The organism is Rossellomorea aquimaris, from assembly GCF_020171925.1.
In the GTDB taxonomy this organism is placed as follows: Bacteria; Bacillota; Bacilli; order Bacillales; family Bacillaceae_B; genus Rossellomorea; species Rossellomorea aquimaris_F.
In genome coordinates, this window is the sequence record NZ_JAIVAR010000009.1 from 37,155 (window position 1) to 57,010 (window position 19,856).

At 45.6% G+C, this 19,856-nt stretch carries 19 protein-coding genes and 1 other annotated feature; of the genes, 9 read left to right on the forward strand and 10 right to left on the reverse strand.

What is annotated here, in order from left to right:
- Positions 1 to 71 precede the first annotated feature (71 nt).
- The 4 genes from LCM10_RS19065 to safA form a co-directional block, all read right to left on the reverse strand.
- The gene (locus LCM10_RS19065; RefSeq protein WP_224877946.1) at positions 72 to 1,502 is read right to left on the reverse strand and encodes an alanine/glycine:cation symporter family protein; all 1,431 of its coding nucleotides are present in this window, start codon (positions 1,500 to 1,502) and stop codon (positions 72 to 74) included.
- A 328-nt stretch (positions 1,503 to 1,830) separates the two neighbouring features.
- On the reverse strand, positions 1,831 to 1,995 hold the full coding sequence (locus tag LCM10_RS19070) for a hypothetical protein (RefSeq protein WP_224877948.1): 165 nt from the start codon (positions 1,993 to 1,995) through the stop codon (positions 1,831 to 1,833).
- Between the two features lie 155 nt (positions 1,996 to 2,150).
- Complete coding sequence (locus tag LCM10_RS19075; protein ID WP_224877950.1) at positions 2,151 to 2,564, reverse strand: CBS domain-containing protein; 414 nt, start codon at positions 2,562 to 2,564, stop codon at positions 2,151 to 2,153.
- Between the two features lie 179 nt (positions 2,565 to 2,743).
- The gene (gene safA / locus LCM10_RS19080) at positions 2,744 to 3,364 is read right to left on the reverse strand and encodes a SafA/ExsA family spore coat assembly protein (protein WP_224877952.1); all 621 of its coding nucleotides are present in this window, start codon (positions 3,362 to 3,364) and stop codon (positions 2,744 to 2,746) included.
- Positions 3,365 to 3,529: 165 nt separating this feature from the next.
- Between safA and LCM10_RS19085 the strand changes: the two genes are divergently transcribed.
- The 3 genes from LCM10_RS19085 to LCM10_RS19095 all read left to right on the forward strand — a co-directional run bounded on the left by LCM10_RS19085 (position 3,530) and on the right by LCM10_RS19095 (position 5,132).
- Positions 3,530 to 3,679 carry an Lmo0850 family protein gene (locus LCM10_RS19085; protein WP_224877954.1) on the forward strand — a complete coding sequence of 50 codons (150 nt, stop codon included), beginning with the start codon at positions 3,530 to 3,532 and terminating at the stop codon, positions 3,677 to 3,679.
- Between the two features lie 67 nt (positions 3,680 to 3,746).
- Entirely contained in the window at positions 3,747 to 4,025 is a 279-nt protein-coding gene (locus LCM10_RS19090) for a hypothetical protein (protein ID WP_224877956.1), read from the forward strand.
- Positions 4,026 to 4,229: 204 nt separating this feature from the next.
- A complete protein-coding gene (locus tag LCM10_RS19095; protein ID WP_224878030.1) occupies positions 4,230 to 5,132 on the forward strand; it encodes a diacylglycerol/lipid kinase family protein in 903 nt (300 codons plus the stop codon).
- 53 nt (positions 5,133 to 5,185) lie between these two features.
- Here the strand turns inward: LCM10_RS19095 and LCM10_RS19100 are convergent, their stop codons facing one another.
- The 3 genes from LCM10_RS19100 to LCM10_RS19110 all read right to left on the reverse strand — a co-directional run bounded on the left by LCM10_RS19100 (position 5,186) and on the right by LCM10_RS19110 (position 9,309).
- Positions 5,186 to 5,767 (reverse strand): YqaA family protein, encoded by a 582-nt coding sequence (locus tag LCM10_RS19100; protein ID WP_224877958.1) that lies wholly within the window; start codon positions 5,765 to 5,767, stop codon positions 5,186 to 5,188.
- 249 nt (positions 5,768 to 6,016) lie between these two features.
- Complete coding sequence (gene argS / locus LCM10_RS19105; RefSeq protein ID WP_224877960.1) at positions 6,017 to 7,708, reverse strand: arginine--tRNA ligase; 1,692 nt, start codon at positions 7,706 to 7,708, stop codon at positions 6,017 to 6,019.
- A 169-nt stretch (positions 7,709 to 7,877) separates the two neighbouring features.
- Positions 7,878 to 8,085 (reverse strand) — a binding site (T-box leader).
- 48 nt (positions 8,086 to 8,133) lie between these two features.
- Entirely contained in the window at positions 8,134 to 9,309 is a 1,176-nt protein-coding gene (locus LCM10_RS19110) for an FtsW/RodA/SpoVE family cell cycle protein (RefSeq protein ID WP_224877962.1), read from the reverse strand.
- Positions 9,310 to 9,817: 508 nt separating this feature from the next.
- Here LCM10_RS19110 and LCM10_RS19115 point away from each other — a divergent pair.
- On the forward strand, positions 9,818 to 10,591 hold the full coding sequence (locus LCM10_RS19115; RefSeq protein ID WP_224877964.1) for a hypothetical protein: 774 nt from the start codon (positions 9,818 to 9,820) through the stop codon (positions 10,589 to 10,591).
- A 204-nt stretch (positions 10,592 to 10,795) separates the two neighbouring features.
- On the opposite strand, the gene LCM10_RS19120 is transcribed toward LCM10_RS19115, so the two are convergent.
- Positions 10,796 to 11,278, reverse strand: a complete 483-nt coding sequence (locus tag LCM10_RS19120) for a BsuPI-related putative proteinase inhibitor (protein ID WP_224877966.1) — start codon at positions 11,276 to 11,278, stop codon at positions 10,796 to 10,798.
- Positions 11,279 to 11,483: 205 nt separating this feature from the next.
- On the opposite strand from LCM10_RS19120, the gene LCM10_RS19125 reads away from it, so the two are divergent.
- On the forward strand, positions 11,484 to 12,137 hold the full coding sequence (locus LCM10_RS19125; protein ID WP_224877968.1) for a TVP38/TMEM64 family protein: 654 nt from the start codon (positions 11,484 to 11,486) through the stop codon (positions 12,135 to 12,137).
- Positions 12,138 to 12,227: 90 nt separating this feature from the next.
- Here LCM10_RS19125 and LCM10_RS19130 read toward each other — a convergent pair whose 3' ends face one another.
- On the reverse strand, positions 12,228 to 12,791 hold the full coding sequence (locus LCM10_RS19130) for a GNAT family N-acetyltransferase (protein ID WP_412103423.1): 564 nt from the start codon (positions 12,789 to 12,791) through the stop codon (positions 12,228 to 12,230).
- 128 nt (positions 12,792 to 12,919) lie between these two features.
- Positions 12,920 to 14,107 carry a dicarboxylate/amino acid:cation symporter gene (locus LCM10_RS19135; RefSeq protein WP_224877972.1) on the reverse strand — a complete coding sequence of 396 codons (1,188 nt, stop codon included), beginning with the start codon at positions 14,105 to 14,107 and terminating at the stop codon, positions 12,920 to 12,922.
- Between the two features lie 306 nt (positions 14,108 to 14,413).
- Between LCM10_RS19135 and LCM10_RS19140 the strand changes: the two genes are divergently transcribed.
- From LCM10_RS19140 to LCM10_RS19155, 4 genes are all read left to right on the forward strand, one after another.
- Positions 14,414 to 15,493 (forward strand): D-alanine--D-alanine ligase, encoded by a 1,080-nt coding sequence (locus LCM10_RS19140; RefSeq protein WP_224877974.1) that lies wholly within the window; start codon positions 14,414 to 14,416, stop codon positions 15,491 to 15,493.
- 182 nt (positions 15,494 to 15,675) lie between these two features.
- Positions 15,676 to 17,049, forward strand: a complete 1,374-nt coding sequence (locus LCM10_RS19145) for a UDP-N-acetylmuramoyl-tripeptide--D-alanyl-D-alanine ligase (RefSeq protein WP_224877976.1) — start codon at positions 15,676 to 15,678, stop codon at positions 17,047 to 17,049.
- An 87-nt stretch (positions 17,050 to 17,136) separates the two neighbouring features.
- Positions 17,137 to 17,826, forward strand: a complete 690-nt coding sequence (locus tag LCM10_RS19150; protein ID WP_224877978.1) for an alpha/beta hydrolase — start codon at positions 17,137 to 17,139, stop codon at positions 17,824 to 17,826.
- Between the two features lie 331 nt (positions 17,827 to 18,157).
- Complete coding sequence (locus LCM10_RS19155; protein WP_224877980.1) at positions 18,158 to 19,672, forward strand: DEAD/DEAH box helicase; 1,515 nt, start codon at positions 18,158 to 18,160, stop codon at positions 19,670 to 19,672.
- Positions 19,673 to 19,856 lie beyond the last annotated feature (184 nt).

The following is a 19,856-nucleotide window of genomic DNA, read 5'->3' on the forward strand; positions in this document are numbered from 1 at the left end:
TTTCCGTGGGGAAATTAGTTCGGGTTTTACTTTGGTAAAGCTTATTACCTAAGTTTAGTTCCAGTATCTAATTATTCATTAACAGCCTTCTTCCGCACGGTTTCACGCTTCGGCCAGCTTTCGACTCCCTTCAAACCTGGGATGTCATCTGCATAGAATACCGGATCTAAGCCTTGACGGCGCTGATCCATATAGTTGTTCAACGCCTTGAATGCAATCGGTGCAAGAATACCGATCGCGACCAGATTCGTGATGGCCATCAGTGCCATTGATAAATCTGCCAGCGCCCACACGATGTCAAGACTTGCCATGGAACCGAAAATGACCATACCTAACGCGATGAAGCGATAGATGAGAAGGCCCGTTTTACTCTTATTGATGAATGGTAGGTTGGCTTCTCCGTAATAATAGCTTCCGATGATTGAACTGAAAGCGAATGTGAAGATTGCAATCGCGAGGAAAATCCCCGCCCATGAATGGAAATGCTCTGACATGGCAGCCTGGGAAAGCTCGATGCCTGTCAATCCAGTCCCATATGCATCCGATGTCAGGATGATGAAGGCAGTTGCCGAACAAACAAGCAATGTGTCAAAGAATACGCCAAGCGCTTGGATGAACCCCTGCTTTACAGGGTGGGAAACGGATGCGGTCGCAGCAGCGTTGGGTGCACTACCCATACCTGCTTCATTTGAGAACAGTCCGCGTTTTACACCGTTCATGATCGCAGCACCGATTCCTCCGCCGAGCACCTGCTCAAATCCAAACGCACTCTTGAAAATCAAGGCGATGACAGAAGGCATCTCAGTGATGTTGGTAATGACAACGAATAGTGCCAAAATGATATAAAAGCCAGCCATGACAGGGACGATGGCAGAAGAGAAGCTCGCAATCCGCTTGACGCCACCAAAGATGATGAGAGCTGTCAGACCTGCCAAGACAAGTCCGATTACAAGCGGGCTGATCCCGAATGAATTATTGAATGCAGTGGAAATGGTGTTACTTTGTACCGCATTGAATGTAGTACCGAAGGAAAGAATGATTGTGACCGCAAAGATCGAACTCATCCAGCGTTTCCCGAGCTGCTTCTCCATGTAGTAGCCCGGTCCGCCTTTGAAGCCTACTTTGTCTTTTACTTTATAAATTTGGGCAAGTGTACTTTCCACGAATGCACTCGCTCCGCCGAGAATGGCGACAAGCCACATCCAGAATACCGCTCCAGGACCTCCAAGTGCTAAGGCAATTGCAACACCGGCTAAATTACCTGTACCAATTCGAGTTCCTGCTCCTATGAAGAATGCCTGCAATGAGGAGATTTGCTTCTCTCCCTCTGCCTGCTGAACATCCTTATCGCCCAGTAGTCGGACCATTTCGCCAAAGTGACGGAGTTGAACAAACTTTGATCCGATTGTGAAATAAATACCTAAAATAATGAGTAGTCCGATTAAAATATAACCCCACAAATATGAATTTGCTTCGTTGACTAAATTGTTTAGAATCTCCATGATAACCCCCTCGAAAATTTGTATCGGTCACGTGTATTATTATCTGAAAATTTAAACCGATTGTCAAGTTGTTATCTGAATATTTGAATTTAACAAATAATTCCGGAGAGCTAGAAATATTCTGTCATAGTAAATACTTGAATCTATTGAGGTTCAACACCAATGGAGACACAAAGCGAGTCAAAGGAAATTATTTTGAAATAATAAGTGAAAGTGGAAGGAATAATATTATTCGTGTAGGTGGGAGGAACTTTCCAAGCAGATAACCAAATAAAAAGCCATAGGAATTCTCCATGGCAGCGTTAAACATTATGTGAATGGATCAGGTTCAGTAATAGTTCCAGTAGGTCAATACAAACAATAATACACCTGTGATCATGGAAATACCGAAAAGCATAAACAAGAAATCAAGAATCCCGTCGACAAATAGTTTCTTACGGCTTTGACGTTTGAAGTGTCTGACCTCTTTGCGATAATAAGCAGAACGACTCATTCTAAAACCTCCCATTAGATTCAGTTGAGATTTCCGTTATAAAGTTATTCTCGGGCAGAACAAGAAATCCCTTCCTGAAAGTGAAAAAAATGTCGGAATAGAAAGAGTAAAGGAGAAAGGGGCTGAATGTCAGCCCCTTTCTCCTCTGCATAGCGTTATCGCAAATGGTTTTCTGAAATCTGACTCAGTGCGCCTCCTGCACTTTGATCAGCTTTCTGTTGTACTGCTAAATCCCCGAGTGCCAGCATTCCGACAAGATTACCGTTTTCGACGACCGGGAGCCTGCGGATTTGATGCTGTGACATTAATGCAGCAGCTTCTTCAGCTGATGCGTCTGGTGAAATGGTCACAACGTTCTGTGACATAACGGAAGATACTTGATCTTGCGTACCATTCGTCAATCCACGGGTAGCGATGTCGCGGTCGGTAATCATACCGACAACCTGTCCGTTCTCCACTACTGGAACAGAACCGACATTCCTTGATTGCATCTTGGAAGCTACATTTTGTAGAGAGTCCTGGTTGGAAGCTGCTTCTACATTCGTGGACATAATATCGCGTACGTTCATTTCAATTCCCCCTCGGTTGTTATGGCAGTACAATCTTTAGTATGGGGAGAATCAATTTTGATATTCATTTTCCGGCAGGAAGTTACTTGTAAGGGAGGGATGTAACCGCTCATGGATGCTCAGGGAGGGAAAAGGGACACGGCATAAAAAAATCCCCCGGAATCTGCCGGGGGACATTATTATTTCGAAATGAACATCTGAGTCCAATAAGTACCGTACGAACCTCCTTTGGCATAACCGACTCCGATCCGGGTGTACGTGCCGTTAAGAATATTTTTGCGGTGTCCTGGGCTGTTCATCCATTCCCGCACCACTTGCTCCGGACTTGTTTGACCGACAGCGATGTTCTCACCCGCCGATGAGTATTGGATATTGAAGCTTTTCATCATGTCGAAAGGAGAACCATACTGAGGGCTCCTGTGAGCAAAGTATCCTGTATCCCTCATATCCCTGGATTTATATCGTGCAACCCTGGAAAGCTGCCAATCCAACTGAAGCGGGGAGAGTCCTGCTTTTTGCCTCTCCTGATTGGTCAGGTCGATCACTTGTCTCTCAACCGATTTTATGGATTGGATGGTTGGGATGTGGATGCTCTGACCTGGATAAATCAAGTCGGGATTCGGGATCTGTGGGTTCGCATCAATGATTTCAGACAAACCGACCCTGAATCTCTTTGATATTTTCCAAAGAGTATCTCCTTTCTTTACCATATAAGATCGTTCAGCTTGTGCGTGAGCATTTCCTGTAAGGCCAAAGGCTAGGGACATAGTGACTAAGATAATCGCTAATAGTGTTTTCATACCTTTAAATTGTGTAGTTCAGTCGGAAATATTCTAATAAAAAATCAAAAAATAGGATTAATGTTTCATTTATCGGGAATAGGTAAACCAACTAGAATAAAGTGAAACCTTTTTTTATTCCATACGTACAAATAGGTGTAGAAATAATTTGAAGAGGTGACGAACGTGGTAAAGGAGAACGATCGCTTTAAAAGAGTGATAACCAAATTATCGAAAGTCGGCGTCAATGTCTCTAAAACGAAATCAAGACGGGAGATCCTCCATTCCCTGCGGCAGTATCAACCATTGCCAAAGACGTTAACACAGGATTCATAAAAGGCTGGACAGACATAATCCCCTATATTTCACGATATACTACTAGTAATGAAAAGGAGGGGATGGTATGGAAAGAGTGATGTTTGATGTCCAGACCTTAATGGAAATAAGAAAGTGGGCCAATGATATTTCATACCGCTGTATGAGCGGGAACCAGCCTCCTGACCCGCGTAGCGTCAATATGGCGCTGGACCAGGTTTCAAGGGCATTGGCCATGTTTGCGGAAATGGAGATACATCGGATGCAGAATACGCATATCGCTTGTGACGGCCAAAGCTATATCAAAGGGCGATTGAAGATTGCCCATCGATCGACACTGCCTCAAGAAGACTCCAATACAGCATAATAAAGAGGTTGACCCAAGAATGCGAAAGTCTGTACTCATGTAATCGAATGCAGTGGCTCATAAAGGACTGATCCTTTAAGGGTGATCATTTCATCTTTTTGGGTCAGCCTCTTTTTTTTGAAAGAATGCGATCGGGAAGAAAGCCGTTTTACTGGCGGAAATGGTGTGGATTAGCACCTATTATTAATAAGAGTTGGTGACGTGATGACGATGCTTTATTCAAGGATCTTGTTGGTTTGCAATGGGAAAGCAGGTAAAGGGGAGCTTGAAGTCCAGTTGAAGGACGTCATCCCTCCTCTATTGGACAAGTGTGACACCATGACCGTGCACAAAACAAAGGACAAAGGAGATGCGGAAAGGATCTGCCGGGATACGGGCCATGAATATGACCTCGTCATCATCATGGGAGGGGACGGAACGGTCCATGAAGCAGTGAATGGACTAGCCTCCCTGAACTCCAGACCTAAAGTCGCAATCCTCCCAGGGGGGACCTGCAATGATTTTGCGCGCTCGTTGAATGTCCCGATGAATATGAGACAGGCAGTCGAAATCATCACTTCATCCGAACGGGAGAAGGACATTGATATCGTCAAGGCAGGGGACCGCTATTTCAGCAATTTCTGGGGAGCGGGCCTCGTATCCAAGACAAGTGACAACATCGATGTGGGATCAAAGAGTGTGCTTGGGAAATTAAGTTACTATATCAGTGCGTTTCAATCAATACAGGATCCCCAGCTCCTGAACGTGACGGTCACTGCAAATGGGGACACCATTCACGAAGAAGTCGTGATGGTACTTGCGGCGAACGGCCGTTCAATCGGTGCAAATCCGCTTCCTGTAGATATTGACCTTGAGGACGGACTACTTGATGTGTATCTCGTGAAGAAGACGGGATTTCCTCTCATGAAGGAATTCATCATGCTTAGGAGTACGGGCGAAGTCAGTGATCCCACCAATGATATCATTCACATCAAGGCACCGGAAGTCAGTATCCGATTCGAAGATAATGAGCGGGTCGATATGGACGGGGAGCTATATGATCAAGGAGATCAAACGTTAGTGGTATTGAAGCATCACATGCGCTTGATTGTCGGGGAAAAGAAATAAAGGAGTATCGGACACTGTCCGATACTCCTTTATTGTGCAAATGGGCGAAACCCTTATGCAGGTTGCTTTTTCTTTTTGATGACCAGATAAATGATGTAGGCAAGTATCAATACCCCGCCGGCAGCAAGTGTCAACAAGGTGAAGTTTTCTTCGATGAAAGGTTTGGCCTTTGCACCGAGGGTCAGGATGATGATTCCTTCAAGGAAGAATCGGATACCCCGCCCGATGATGGACCAAATGACAAGGACTCTTATTCTGACTCCTGAAACCCCGGCAAAGATCGTAAAGATTTTATAAGGAACGGGTGTCAGACCCGCAATGAGCAGAGCCATAGGACCGTATTTCTTGAAGTACCCCTCTACCTTCTGAATCCTTTCTTCAGAGAAAAGGTAAACCAATATCGGCCGACCCAGTTTTTTTCCGATCCACCAGCCGAATAAAGCACCGACCACGGAAGCGGCTGTCGTGTAAAAGGCATAAAGCAGGGCGCTTTCCGGTTTGGCGATAGCCAAGGGAATCAGCAAGACGTCCGGCGGGATTGGGAAGAAGGATGAATCGGCGAACGATACGAGGATCAGTCCCCACACCCCATAGTCCATCAGCCAAGCTTCAAACGTGTGAAGAAGTTCAGACATAAGATATCTCCTTTATGGTTGAAAAAATATAGTAAAACGTGCTTTCATTTTTGAATACTAAAAAAGTATATCATCTTTTGTCGAGAGCGTCATGACATATCCATTTCAGTAAGGAGTCTTCAAGTAGTACCTGTAGAGCAAATCAACCACTACTCGTTCCTTAAAAAACAACATAGCTCCTAACCACCCTTTTGTAAAGGCGCAGTGAAAGTCATTTCTCGGGAAATAATGACAAGATACTCAAGGTTTCTACATTTCATCAGGTGATTCGATGCCAAGAATGGACAATCCCTTTGATAAAACCATTGCTACAGCGTATACAAGGGTCAAGCGGGTTTCCTGCTGCTGATCACCGTTGATGATTTTCGTGTTCCCGTAATAGCTATTGAATGACTTTGCGAGCTCCAAAAGGTATTTAGCCACAATGGAGGGCGCATAGTTTTTCCACGCGCGTTCCACGGTTTCAGGAAATAATCTCAGCTTCTTGATCACTTCCCAGCTCGCCGGATCATCTAGTCCATCATAGTTGGAAAGGGAAGAGGAAAGCCCGGCTTTTCTCAGGATGGACCGTGCTCTCGCATGGGTATATTGCAGATACGGTCCTGTTTCGCCTTCAAAGGTGAGCATATGCTCCAAGGAGAATTCGATATCGTTCATGCGGTCATTTTTAACATCGTGGAAAATGACTGCGCCAACCCCGACATCACGCGCAACCTTTGCCCCATCTTTGAGATCCGGATTTTTTTGTTTGATATTCTTCTCGGCCATCGCGATGGCTTCCTGAAGCACCTCTTCTAGCAGGATGACGCGGCCCTTACGCGTCGACATTTTCTTCCCGTCCTTCAGATAGAGGCCGAATGGGATATGCTTCATGTTATGGGCCCATTCATATCCGAGTTGCTCAAGCACTTCTTTTACTTGTTTGAAGTGGACCGTTTGCTCCTGTCCTACAACATATAATGCTTCATCAAAAGAATATTCTCGCTGACGATAAAGGGCCGCTGCCAAGTCCCTTGTGGCATATAGGGTCGCACCGTCCGTTTTCTTGATCAAACAAGGAGGGAGTGTTTCATCCTTCAGGCGAACCACTTTTGCGCCCTGTGAAATTTCAAGAAGCTTATGCTCTTCCAAGAGGTCCACTACTGCTTCCATTTTGTCGTTAAAGAAGGCTTCCCCGTTATACGAATCAAACTCCACTCCCAGTAGGGAATAGATCGTCTTGAATGCTTCGAGGGATTCGCTTTTGAACCATTTCCACAGTGTGGTGATTTCTTCATCACCTTCTTCGAGAAGCTTGAACGCTTTCCGTCCTTCATCTTCCAAGGAAGGATCGGTCGCTGCTTCCTCATGGAACTTCTTGTATAAGGTGAAGAGTTCGGCGATCGGATTCTCTCTTACTTTTTCTTCGTCTCCCCACTTCTTGAAGGCAACGATCAACTTCCCGAACTGTGTTCCCCAGTCCCCGATATAATTGATCTTAACCGTCTCATAGCCACAGTTCCCTGCAAGATTGGCAATGGCGTTCCCGATGACGGTTGAACGGAGGTGACCCATTGAGAAGGGCTTTGCGATATTGGGAGAAGACATATCCAGTACAATGGTCTTTCCTTCACCGAAGGTATGATCGCCGTAACGGGAACCCTCTGTAATGATATTTTTAATGATTTCTCTTCCAGCGACGACGGGATTGAACCGTACATTCACATAGGGACCGGCAGCTTCTACATGGGTCAATAATGACGAATGGAGAGATTCCGCTATTTCTTCGGCAATCGCGGCGGGTGCCTTTCTCCATTCCTTGGCTAATCGAAAGCATGGAAACGCGAGGTCCCCCATATGGGTATGTTTCGGTGTTTCAATCAACATGCTTACTTCCTCTTCCGTCCAGGATGTAAGGACCTGAGACTTCAATTCCTTGGCTAAAGCTGATACTAAATCCATCCAATCCACCTCCGATTGATATAAAAAGCTGTTTCTTGCTCATCGAATGAAACCGTGAGTGACGCTGCAGTGAGAAAGGGGAGTCAAACCGGGAAGGTATGGCCCATTTCTCACGTTCTCCCTGTTATAAAGAGAACCCGACCAATAAAAAAACTCGCCTCTATATTTATATAGAGACGAGTCATTGCTCGCGGTACCACTCTTTTTCCCGAAGGGCGCTCAACTTGTTAACGGTTTGATCCGGTCTTTCCCTACTATATTTCGGGTAAGACTTCTCAGAAGTGCGTTTCACCCCGGGCTTCACACCAGGCTTGCACCGTCCCTGGCTCGCTTCATAAGATCCACATCGGAATTACTCTCTTCATCAAAGAATATCCTATATTTGGTTAGTTCTTATTTTACACATTTTGGAGATGAATGCAACGTTAAGATTCTTCGGACGAGAACATATACGTTTTATGATGATACCTCATGCTGAATACGATCCCAAGCGCCAGCATATTCCCCATCAGTGAGCTTCCTCCATAACTGATGAAAGGAAGCGGTATCCCTGTGATTGGCAATAATTGAATCGTCATGCCAATGTTCTGGAAGACGTGGAAGGTAATCATCGAGATGATCCCTGCGCACACATAGGCATTGAATGGTTCTTTCGTATCCAGGGCCGTCTTGGTCAAGTGGTAGATCAATAGGAAGTACAGACTGATCACGACGCTTGCGCCGATGAATCCGTATTCCTCACCGATGACACTGAAGATGAAATCGGTATGGTTTTCGGGGATATATACTTCACCATCGCTATAGCCTTTTCCGAATATCTGTCCGGATCCGATGGCGTTCAAGGAGTTGATCAAGTGAAACCCTTCCAGTTTGGCATAGTTATAAGGATCGAGCCATGCGTAGATCCGCCCGAATTGGTAAGGTTCGAACCCTGTGTATTTTTCCAAGAATTCCGGGGCCCAGATGACGAGTGATAACAAGGCGCCCCCGACAACACCAAGAAAGGCATAGATTGGAACAATCAGCTTCCACGTAATCCCTGACACGAGGATGATCCCCGTCATGATTGCGAGGATAACAAGGCTTGTCCCTAAATCTGGCTGTTTCATAATGAAGGCCAATGGAAGCAGGGTGGTCAGTCCGATTTTTACCAATAGTTTAAAGTCGGACTGCAGTGTCTTCCTGTGGGTGATTTCGTTATGATTCGTAATGACCCTGGCCAGTGCAAGAATCAGAAAGGTCTTCATGAACTCGGAAGGTTGGATCGACCCGAGTGGACCGAGCATGAACCAACTCTTTGCCCCATTTCGATAAGGGGCGATGCTTTCAGGGGATGCAAGCAGTATAAGAAGCAGGAAGATCCCTGCTCCATATATGTACCAGGCAAGCCGTTTATACTGTTCTGAATCAAAGAATAGGGCTCCCCCTATGATGATTCCCCCGACCACATACCAAAATGCCTGCCGGATCACAAAGTTTGTCTCATATTGTCCTGACGTTTGGGCGCTGCTTATGCCAAGCGCACTGACGATGAAAAACATCATCAATAAAAACACAAGGCCCCAGTCAATTTTATCAGCAAAACGCTGGCGAGTTTCCATAATTGATTCACCTGAATTTCGTAAGATTTCACATTCCTAGTCTAATAGAAACGAAGGAAAATTTCTACTGGCTGTCCTGCGGGAGACAGGCATTTTATCCACCATGTGGAGATGCCTTAAGGAAATAAGTCGTAAAAAGAGGCTTTATGAACGAGTGGTGTTTAAGCTTTTCCATATATTACATAACCTTCTTTGAAGAAAAAAATCAAATGTTACGTACCGCAATCAAATGTAACATTTCAAAAGCGAATAAGCCAGAACCACCATATTTATGAAAAACAAGTCATTTGACACTTAAAAGATAAGCGTTGATTTCGAGCAGCCCTCCGTCCTAGGAGGTTTTGAGCGTTCCATCGGGTTCCTCTACCCGCTTTATGACTTTTTTCGACAATTACCTACGACTTTTGTCATCATTTTGAAATGAAATAGAAAAGAACGATTTCCACCTTTCTTTGCTAAAATAATAAGTAATAGATATGCATCGTGTAAATCAGATGGAGGGAATGTTTTGAAAACAAATAAGCAAGCAAAAGACATCATCTATGTACATAAGAATATGGACCGGCAATATGTCGTTTCGTATGGCATCAATTTTCAAGAATTTGCTTTGAATACGCCCAAGCCCCTGAAGAACCTGCTGTTGATCAAGCATCAGTACGAACACGGGGCGTTTAACATTCACACCCATCTTGAGTATGTTGAACAAGAAGAGATGAACAAAATCATAAATGATCATGTCGAAAACTACGGGGATTTCTGCTGGATTGATTTTGATGAGGAAGCAGGTGTCAACGAGCTGAACGGGCAGGAAATCGCAGAGCTACTCTATATGGGGCACCTGAAGCAGCCTCTGAATGCACCGTTCTATTCCAAGCTGAATAACCGCTTTGCATACCTTTCCCACGATGATGGGTGGTTCAATAAGACATATTTCCGTGACTTCTCGGATTTCTATCATATTTTGGGGGCGACCGTGGCCTCTAGGTTGGGAACAACGAAGGGCAGTAAAGGACTGTTCGGGAAGAAGAAAGAAAAACAGTATCCGGATATTGGTTCCCATATCATCACTGCCTTCAAGGAAAAGATAAAAGAGGGCATAATCATCTCCATCGAGAAGGCCATCGTGAGCAGAGGGAAGATCGAAATCCCGATCTGGGTCATCGGTGACTATTTCAATATGGATGAAATGATGGAAGATTATCAGCAATTCAGTAAATCCCCCGCTAATGGCCTGCTCATCTATGATCGGAAGACAAAGAGTTGGAGTTCGTCGATCCGATAAAAGTGCCGAAGTGATGAAAAGCCAACGATGAAGTCCGGGGCATCCTGTCGGTCACTACAATTTTAAAAGAAAAGAAGGATCAATCCGTGTAGGGGACTTCATCGACTGCTCACGCTTAGTTGATGAACACCTTTCCAGGGACTGATCCTTTTTTATCGGGACTGTTTGTTTCAATCAGGAAGGGCCTGTCCCGGGTCTCGGGTATTACTTGATGGTAATGTCTTTCTTTACCTTATAGTTGCTTTCCCCTTTGGCTGTCAGCCAGACACTCAACGTGTAGGAGCCGCTGTCGAGCTTTGGCAAGGCGACTTTCTGCGTGAATTCCTCGCCTTGCTTCAGTGTGAGTTCCTCGATGGCTTGCGTATACATCTTGTTTTCCGAGTCGCGATAGACAACTTCGCCTTTATTGTTTGTGACCTCAAAATCGATTTTCTGGCCCGATGGAAAGACGAATGGTTTTTCCCGTTCTGTTTGGTTTTTTATTTTGTAGAGATACATCATCTGACCTTCTTGCATGTCCATTTCTACTAAGGTCGGCTCCATGCTTCCTGCAACAATTCCTTTCTCTGCTGGACTTGATTCAGATGTGGAGACGGTCACTTCTTCCGTTTCTTCTTCATCCGCTGTTCCACACCCGGATAAACCAATGAGTACGGCCCCGGTCAATGCGATGACCCGTTTCTTCATGTTCAATCACCTCTATTCGATTAGACTTAATAAGCACGAAAAAGTTTCACCACTTTATTCTTTATTATAAAAGTAAGACAAAACACCCAGAAAGGGAAGGGTGATGCAAACAGTAAAGTTGGTTTTGTGACCTTGTGGCAGTACAATGAAAACAACAGAGGGCAGATTGCATATAATGCCTTAAATGAGGATGGGGGGGAAGGAATTGAAGAGAAAAGAGATCATGAAGATGCTCGGCTTCTTTGTCCTTCTCCTGTTCGTGTTTTGGGGGAGCTACAGTTTTTGGGAAGTGAGGCCGCATGATATTAGGGATTGGATCATATCGTTCGGATGGTGGGCACCGCTCGTATTCATCATCATCCTTACTCTTCGTCCGCTGGTCTTGTTTCCGACCTCCATTTTTTCAATTGCAGCGGGCTTGGCATTCGGTCCTTTTTATGGGATTGCAGTCATTCTGATCGGTGCTCTTGGAGGTGCGACGGTCGCTTACGCTGCCGCCAGGTTTTTGGGGATGAAGTGGTGGAAGAACCCATCTTCTAGAATGATCGGCATCCGTAAAAAGATGAGTGACAACGGATTCTTATATATTTTATTGCTCCGTTTGGTTCCGTTTTTGAATTTTGATCTGGTCAGTTATTTAGCCGGTGCGGGGAATGTACGGTATTTGCCTTATATGGCTGCAACGGCCATCGGGATCATCCCTGGTACAATCGGTTTTGTTTTCTTCGGTTCGGGGCTGAGTGGTGAAGACAGGATGTACCTTTACGTCGCCATCGTCATGTTCCTGCTCTTGCTTGTGCTGTTATTTTTGACGAGGAAGAAGCTGAGGCACTGGATCGGTGACTCGAGGGAGGAATAAGTTGCTGGTGGGGTCAGTGAATAAATGAATGGAAGCCGATACTTATCAAGTATCGGCTTCCGATTATGTCGTGATTTTTATTATAACGGTTCATCCGTTGGCCTTGAGTTGCTCCCATTCCTCCCGGATCATGCCCATCCGTATCGAATCATAATAAACGCCATTGTAATATCTGCACTTCCTCATCCTGCCTTCAAGCGTCATGCCGACCTTTTCGGCAGCCCTCATCATGCGTTCGTTTCCGGACCAGGTCGTGATGCCTACACGGCCGATGTCCTTCGTTTCAAAAAGGTGATCGACCCACTTCGTCAATGCTTCCGTTCCATATCCCCCGTTCCAGTAGGCGGGATCATAGATCACGATGCCGGCTTCCAGCCATTTGGTTGGTTCGTATTCCCAATAATAGCTTGTCGTCCCGATGATTTTGTTATCTACCTCGATGATCCGTTGGTGTTCGTCGTTTCTTTCGACATTGTTCAAGAAAGACTGTCTATACTCATCGTAGGATTTTCTGACATGTTGGAAGTAGGGCGCGTCCCACTGTTTCCATTGCGGGGATTCGTCTTTATATATGTAACCCCAAAGGACTTCAAGGTCGTCTTCTGTTATTTTTCTTACTATGACCCGATTACGTGTTGTATTCAAACCATGCACTCCTTTATAGTCATCTGATTCTAGTTTTCAGGTTAAACTTTCCTGTTCCTTCCATTATACAGAATGTTCAGCAAAAAAGAAGGTACGTCCCTCATCGCTTTAAAGCGATGAGGGACGTACCTTCATAGTCAGCTTGCTTTTACGTTTGAAAGGGAAGCTTTTTTCTTGTTTGTCAGTTTGTCGACGATGGAGGTGATGGCCCCGTCGCCTGTAACATTGCAGGCTGTTCCGAAGCTATCCTGTGCCAGGTAAAGGGCAATCATGAGCGCTGTCATCGTTGGACCAAATCCGAGCATTGATTCAAGTAACCCAAGAGCGGCCATGACGGCACCGCCAGGGACCCCGGGTGCTGCGATCATCGTCACGCCAAGCATGAGGATGAACGGGAATAATTGAGAGAATTGCAATGCCTCCCCTTGGATGAACATGACCGCCATCGCACAGCTTACGAGGGTGATGGTACTACCCGATAAGTGGATGGTAGCAAGGAGTGGAACAGAGAAATCAGAGATTCGCTCCCTGACACCAAGCTTCTTTGTGCGTTCAAGCGTAACCGGGATTGTCGAAGCCGATGACTGTGTCCCGAGCGCCGTGAAATAGGCAGGCATCATTTCCTTCATCATTGCAAAAGGATTTTGTTTCCGTAACGTACCGGCCGTTGTGTATTGCACGACCAAAAAGAAAACATGTAATAAAATGATCATGACAAATACCTTTGCAAATACAGACATGATCGCACTTACTTGTCCACCTTGTGTCATATTGGCGAAAATCCCGAGAATATGAAGAGGCAGAAGAGGGATGATGATCTTTTCAATCACCAATTCCACAATATTCTTGAACTCATTCATTCCTTTTAAGAGGGCATCGCCTTTAATGGCAGCCATTCCGAGTCCGATTGTAAAAGCAATCAAAAGAGCTGTCATCACGCCCATGATCGGAGGCATGTCCACCGAGAAGAACCCTTTCAATAAAGCTTCTTCCGGATTTTCGAATGATTGAGAAGTTTGATTTGCAAGAAGAGATGGGTAAATACTCTTAGCGACCACAAAGGCAAGCAGTCCTGCAAGGACGGTTGAGCCGTATGCGAGCCCTGTCGTCAACCCCAGCATCTTACCGGCACCTTTACCCATCGAACCGATACCGGGAGCGATGAAGCCGATGATGATCAATGGAATCGCGAACCCTAGGAAATTACCGAAAAGGCCATTAAACGTAGCAAATAATTTCACGATCCATTCTGGTGCAACTGAACCAATGACAATACCTAGCGCAATCCCCGCAAGGATCCTAGGCAACAATCCAAACTTTCTCATCTTGTTGTCCTCCTTAAAAATACAAATGTGTTTGATAGGAGGATTATACACCCGATCGGACTATATTTTAATAGGTGAATGAATAGGCGGAATCTTAAGTTTATTCAGATAAAATAAAGACCTTATCACTGTATCGGGACTAGGCTGGGTAAACATACATATATAGAGATGAATTTCAGCGGGGGGAACCCTGTCTGAACAAGGACCAAGGTGGTAATTTTTATTTTCGTTCCAATCAATCTTTCCCTTTAGGATGAAAGTGATAAAATAGAAACATCTATTGTTAATATTGGAGGTAACTCATACATGAAAACCAAGCTTTGTTTATTGTACGGCGGTAAATCGGCCGAACATAATGTCTCTCTACAAACAGCCAAGGCGGTCATCGGCGCCCTGGACTTAAATAAATATGAAATTCACCCTGTCTTCATCTCGACGGAAGGACAGTGGATCAAAGGCCCTCAATTGGATGCGCCTGTAGACGATGTCAAGGCTTTGCAATTCAACGAGGGAGAAGTGATCTCCCCGAATGCATTGAGCACAGCCATCACTCCGGCAGGTTCTGAAGGCAGCGAAGGATACGATATGATCTTCCCGCTGCTTCATGGTCCCAACGGTGAAGATGGTACTGTTCAGGGAATGCTCGAATTACTGAACCTTCCTTATGTGGGGAACGGCGTCCTTGCATCCTCTGCGGGCATGGATAAGGTGATCATGAAAAACCTTTTTGCCCAAGCGGGGATTCCTCAAGTGGGCTACACATGGTTCATCCGCAGCACATGGAAGGCCAATCCTGACAATGCGTATCAACTAGTGGAAAGCGAAATCGGTTATCCTTGTTTCGTAAAACCTGCCAACCTCGGTTCTTCCGTCGGTATCAGCAAATGTACGAATAGGGAAGAGCTGGCGGTTGCATTCGAGGAAGCGTTCCAATTCGACCGCAAGATCATCATCGAAGAAGGCGTGAAGGCACGTGAGATCGAGCTTGGGGTACTTGGCAATGATCAGCCTGAATGCTCTGTTGCGGGTGAAATCGTACCGAAGAAGGATTTCTATGATTACAAAGCTAAATATGAAGATGGGGATACGGCACTGATCATCCCTGCAGAAATCGACCAGGAAACATACGCAAAGATGGAAGAGATCGCGATCCAATCCTTCAAGGCCCTCGATTGCTCAGGCTTGGTCCGCGCAGACTTCTTCCTGACAGAAGACGGACAGATCTATATGAACGAAGTCAATACGATGCCTGGTTTCACGCCATTCAGCATGTTCCCGCTTCTTTGGAAGCACACAGGCGTCGAATACCCTGCATTGATCGGAAAATTAGTCGAGCTCGGTATGGAGCGCCATCAAGATAAACAGACAATCAAACATACAATGTAACACGTGAACAAGGAGGGACTGACTGGAGGATGAGGATCTAAAAGCAGTCCCGCCTCTATTTTAGCTAGCTGACAATCGACTATCAGGTGTAAAAAGAACGTGCCCAAAAACGCTTATCGGCCTTATTCGTGTCGCCAGCTGGCACCTTTTTTCTTATCAGTAACTTGTAAAGGAGAACGAACATGTTTGAAAAAACAATAAAAGAAACGGTTGAAATGCTTCATGTGCATAACGATCTGACCCCATTCCATGACAAAGTCATAAGTGGGGTGTGCATCGATACGAGGAAGATCGAACAAGGTAACTTATTTGTCCCGTTCAAGGGTGAAAATGTGGACGGCCACCGATTTGTCAGACAGGCGATTGAAAATGGTGCGACGGCTGCCCTTTGGGATAAGAATGTACCGGATCCGCCAACGGATATCCCTGTCCTCGTCGTGGACGATCCGCTGCTTGCGCTCCAGTCACTGGCGAACCAATACCGCCATCAGCTCGACCTTAAAGTCGTCGGCATCACGGGCAGTAACGGAAAGACAACGACGAAGGACATGGTGGCAAGCCTGCTCTCTACCAAATACAAGGTGCATAAAACGCAGGGCAACTATAATAATCACATCGGATTGCCGTTGACCATCCTTGCGCTGCCTGAGGACGCCGAAGTGGCTGTGCTTGAAATGGGAATGAGCGGCTTCGGGGAAATCGAACTGTTATCGGAAATCTCTCAGCCTGACGCAGCGATCATCACCAATATCGGTGAATCACATCTTCAGGACCTCGGTTCACGTGAAGGAATCGCAAAAGCAAAGCTGGAAATCGTCAAAGGCCTGAAGAAAGACGGTCTCTTTGCTTACTTCGGAGACGAGCCTCTTCTCAAGGAAGGGGTAAAGAATATATCCCTGAATCGGATCGAAACGTTCGGTAGAAGTGAAGGCAATACCATCTATCCATTGAATATCAGCATGAGCAACGACGGTAGCCATTTCGAGACGTCCCTATATAGTGGAGAGACATTCTTCCTACCTGTCCTCGGTCAGCACAATATCCATAATGCACTGGCAGCGATCTTGATCGCCAAGGAATTCGGTGTCGGAATCGAAGGGATGAAGAAGGGTCTGGAGTCGCTAGAGCTCACAAAGATGAGGATGGAGATGTCAGAGGGGAAAAAAGGCGAGAAGATCATCAATGATGCGTACAACGCAAGCCCGACATCCATGAAAGCAGCGGTCGAGCTTGTATCCGAGCTTGACGGCTTCGAACATAAAGTCCTCGTGCTTGGAGACATGCTCGAACTCGGAGACCAGGAAGAAGAGTTCCATTTGGAAATCGGCAGGACGATCGACCCTGATAAGATCCAGCACGTGTATACGTATGGAAAGCTTGCGGGATTCATTGCCAAAGGGGCCCTCGAACGATTCCCGGAAAGCCGTGTCCATTCCTATCAGGACAAACAGGAGCTTTCTGAAGAGCTCAAAAAACAAATCAAAGGCAGCGAATTGATCCTCTTCAAAGCGTCAAGGGGAATGAAGCTAGAAGACATCATCGACTCTTTGACATAAACCTTAGGATTAGAATGCGGAGAATTTGAACAAAATGGGAGGGAGTGCATACTCCCTCTATCTTTTTAGCAGTAAGCGGGGATAAAGATGATTGGATGTTTACTTATTCATGGATTTACGGGGGGACCGTATGAAGTCGAACCCCTGGCTGACTATTTGAAAGAAAGAACTGATTGGAAGATAGTGGTTCCCACTCTGCCTGGCCATGGTGAAACATTGGCTTTAAGAGGTGTCAAGCATGTCGAATGGATCGAGCATGCAGAAGACCAATTGAAGAACCTATTGGAGCAGTGCGAGAAAGTGTATGTGATCGGCTTTTCAATGGGGGGCTTGATCGCCTCCTACCTGACAGTCAACTATAACGTCGACAAACTCGTCCTTTTGAGCGCAGCTGCCTATTATGTGAACATCAAGCAGCTCATGAAGGACATCGGCGGGATGATCAAGGAAGGCCTTCAAGGGAAAATACTTGAAAATGAACTGTACAACCGCTATAAATTTAAAGTGACCAATACTCCGATCCTTTCTACTTACGAGTTTAAAAAGGTTGTGCAAAGAGCACGGCCACTCCTTCATAAAGTCGACGTCCCGACCTTTATCGCGCAGGGAGAAAATGATGGGATAGTCCCGCCAAAAAGTGCGAAATATATCTATGAAACCATCTCATCTGAAGAAAAAAACCTATATTATTCCACAAAATCAAAGCACCTGATTTGCCACAGTGAAGATAAGCACGAATTATTTGGAGAGATCTACCATTTCTTGGAGAGTGAATAGAGCGACTATTTTACAATAGATTGAAATTCATCTCTATAAGTGGTAACATTACTACAACATTGTACTATTTGTTGACGTGCCAGCTCTTCGATTTAGAAGAGTGTATTTTTTTGCAATGAACCTTGCGAAAATCCGCAGCGACGAAGTGTCCTAAGCGGCAAGCATTCCAATGGATATTGCAATCAATATTTATGGATAAACATCTCATATAGACGATTTTAGATTAGATACCGAAGTCTTTCGGTGTGTAAGATTTCGTTCCGATTTAAAAATATAATCAGCACATTTGATTAGTTATAAAAGATGTAAATCAAAAGGAGAATGAATAGCATTGACAAAGTTTGCAGATTTAAACTTAAGCGCATCTACGTTAAAGTCAATTAAACGTATGGGCTTTGAAGAAGCAACCCCAATTCAAGCAAGTACAATTCCAGCAGGTCTGGAAGGTAAGGATATCATCGGTCAGGCACAGACAGGAACTGGTAAAACAACGGCATTCGGAATTCCAATGATCGAGAAGATCGACATGAAGAACCCGAACGTCCAAGCACTGGTTATCGCGCCTACACGTGAACTTGCCATCCAGGTTTCTGAAGAACTATACCGCATCGGAGCAGATAAGCGTGCACGCGTCTTATCCGTATATGGCGGACAGGACATCCAACGCCAAATCCGTGCAATGAAAAAGAATCCGCATATCATCGTCGGAACACCAGGACGTCTACTAGACCACATCAAGCGTCGTACGCTTAAGCTTGATAACGTTGAGACATTGGTACTGGACGAAGCGGATGAAATGCTTAACATGGGCTTCATCGAAGACATCGAGAGCATCCTTGAAACCGTACCAAGCACAAGACAAACACTTCTATTCTCTGCTACAATGCCGGATCCGATCCGCCGTATCGCAGAGCGCTTCATGACAGAGCCTGAGCTCATCAAAGTGAAGTCCAAAGAAGTGACGGTATCAAATATCGAACAATACTTCACAAAAGTAACTGAAAAAGAAAAATTCGATGTACTATCACGTCTGATCGACGTACAATCACCTGAACTTGCGATTGTATTCGGTCGTACGAAGCGTCGCGTAGATGAACTATCCCGTGCGCTAAGCATCCGCGGTTACCTTGCAGAAGGAATCCACGGCGACCTTTCTCAAGCGCGCCGTATGACGGTTCTTAAAAAGTTCAAGGAAGGCCGCATCGATATCCTGATCGCAACGGACGTTGCAGCCCGTGGTCTTGACATCTCAGGCGTAACGCACGTTTACAACTTCGATATCCCTCAAGATCCTGAAAGCTACGTTCACCGTATCGGACGTACAGGACGTGCAGGTAAAAAAGGTATGTCCATCACATTCGTAACACCAAGGGAGATGGGTTACCTTCGCGTTGTTGAACAAACAACGAAGAAGAAAATGATGGGCCTTAAGCCACCAAGCCTGAACGAAGCGCTTGAAGGACAACAGCGCCTGGCTTTGGATAAGCTGATCGAAGCGGCAAAAGAAAACGATCTGAAGGATTACTCTCAATTCGCAGAAGAATTCCTGAATGACCACGATCCAATCCAAGCCGTGGCAGCAGCGATCAAAGTCCTGACAAAAGAGCCGGACACAACTCCTGTTGAAATCACAGAAGAACGTCCATTGCCATCAAGAGGCGGCAATCGCGGCGGCGGCGGCTATAAAAAAGGCGGATCCCGCAGCGGTAAAGGCGGCGGACGCGGAGGCAACGGCCCTCGTGGCGGCGGTTCACGCGGTGGATCAAACCGTGGCGGTGGAGACCGACGCGGCGGTGGCAGACCACAATCTTCCGGCGGACGACGCAAGTCTTATAATAATAACTAATATGTTTGATGAGAACACGATGACCTTTTTGGGTTGTCGTGTTTTTTGTTTGTTTTTTTGTGGGGGGGTGCATTATTAGATGGTTTTGTGGTAAAAAATGCTAAAATACGCACAAAATGAAATAATTGCGCGCAAAACCAAAAAATCGCGCGCGAATTGAAATTTTCACGCGCAAATCTCAAAA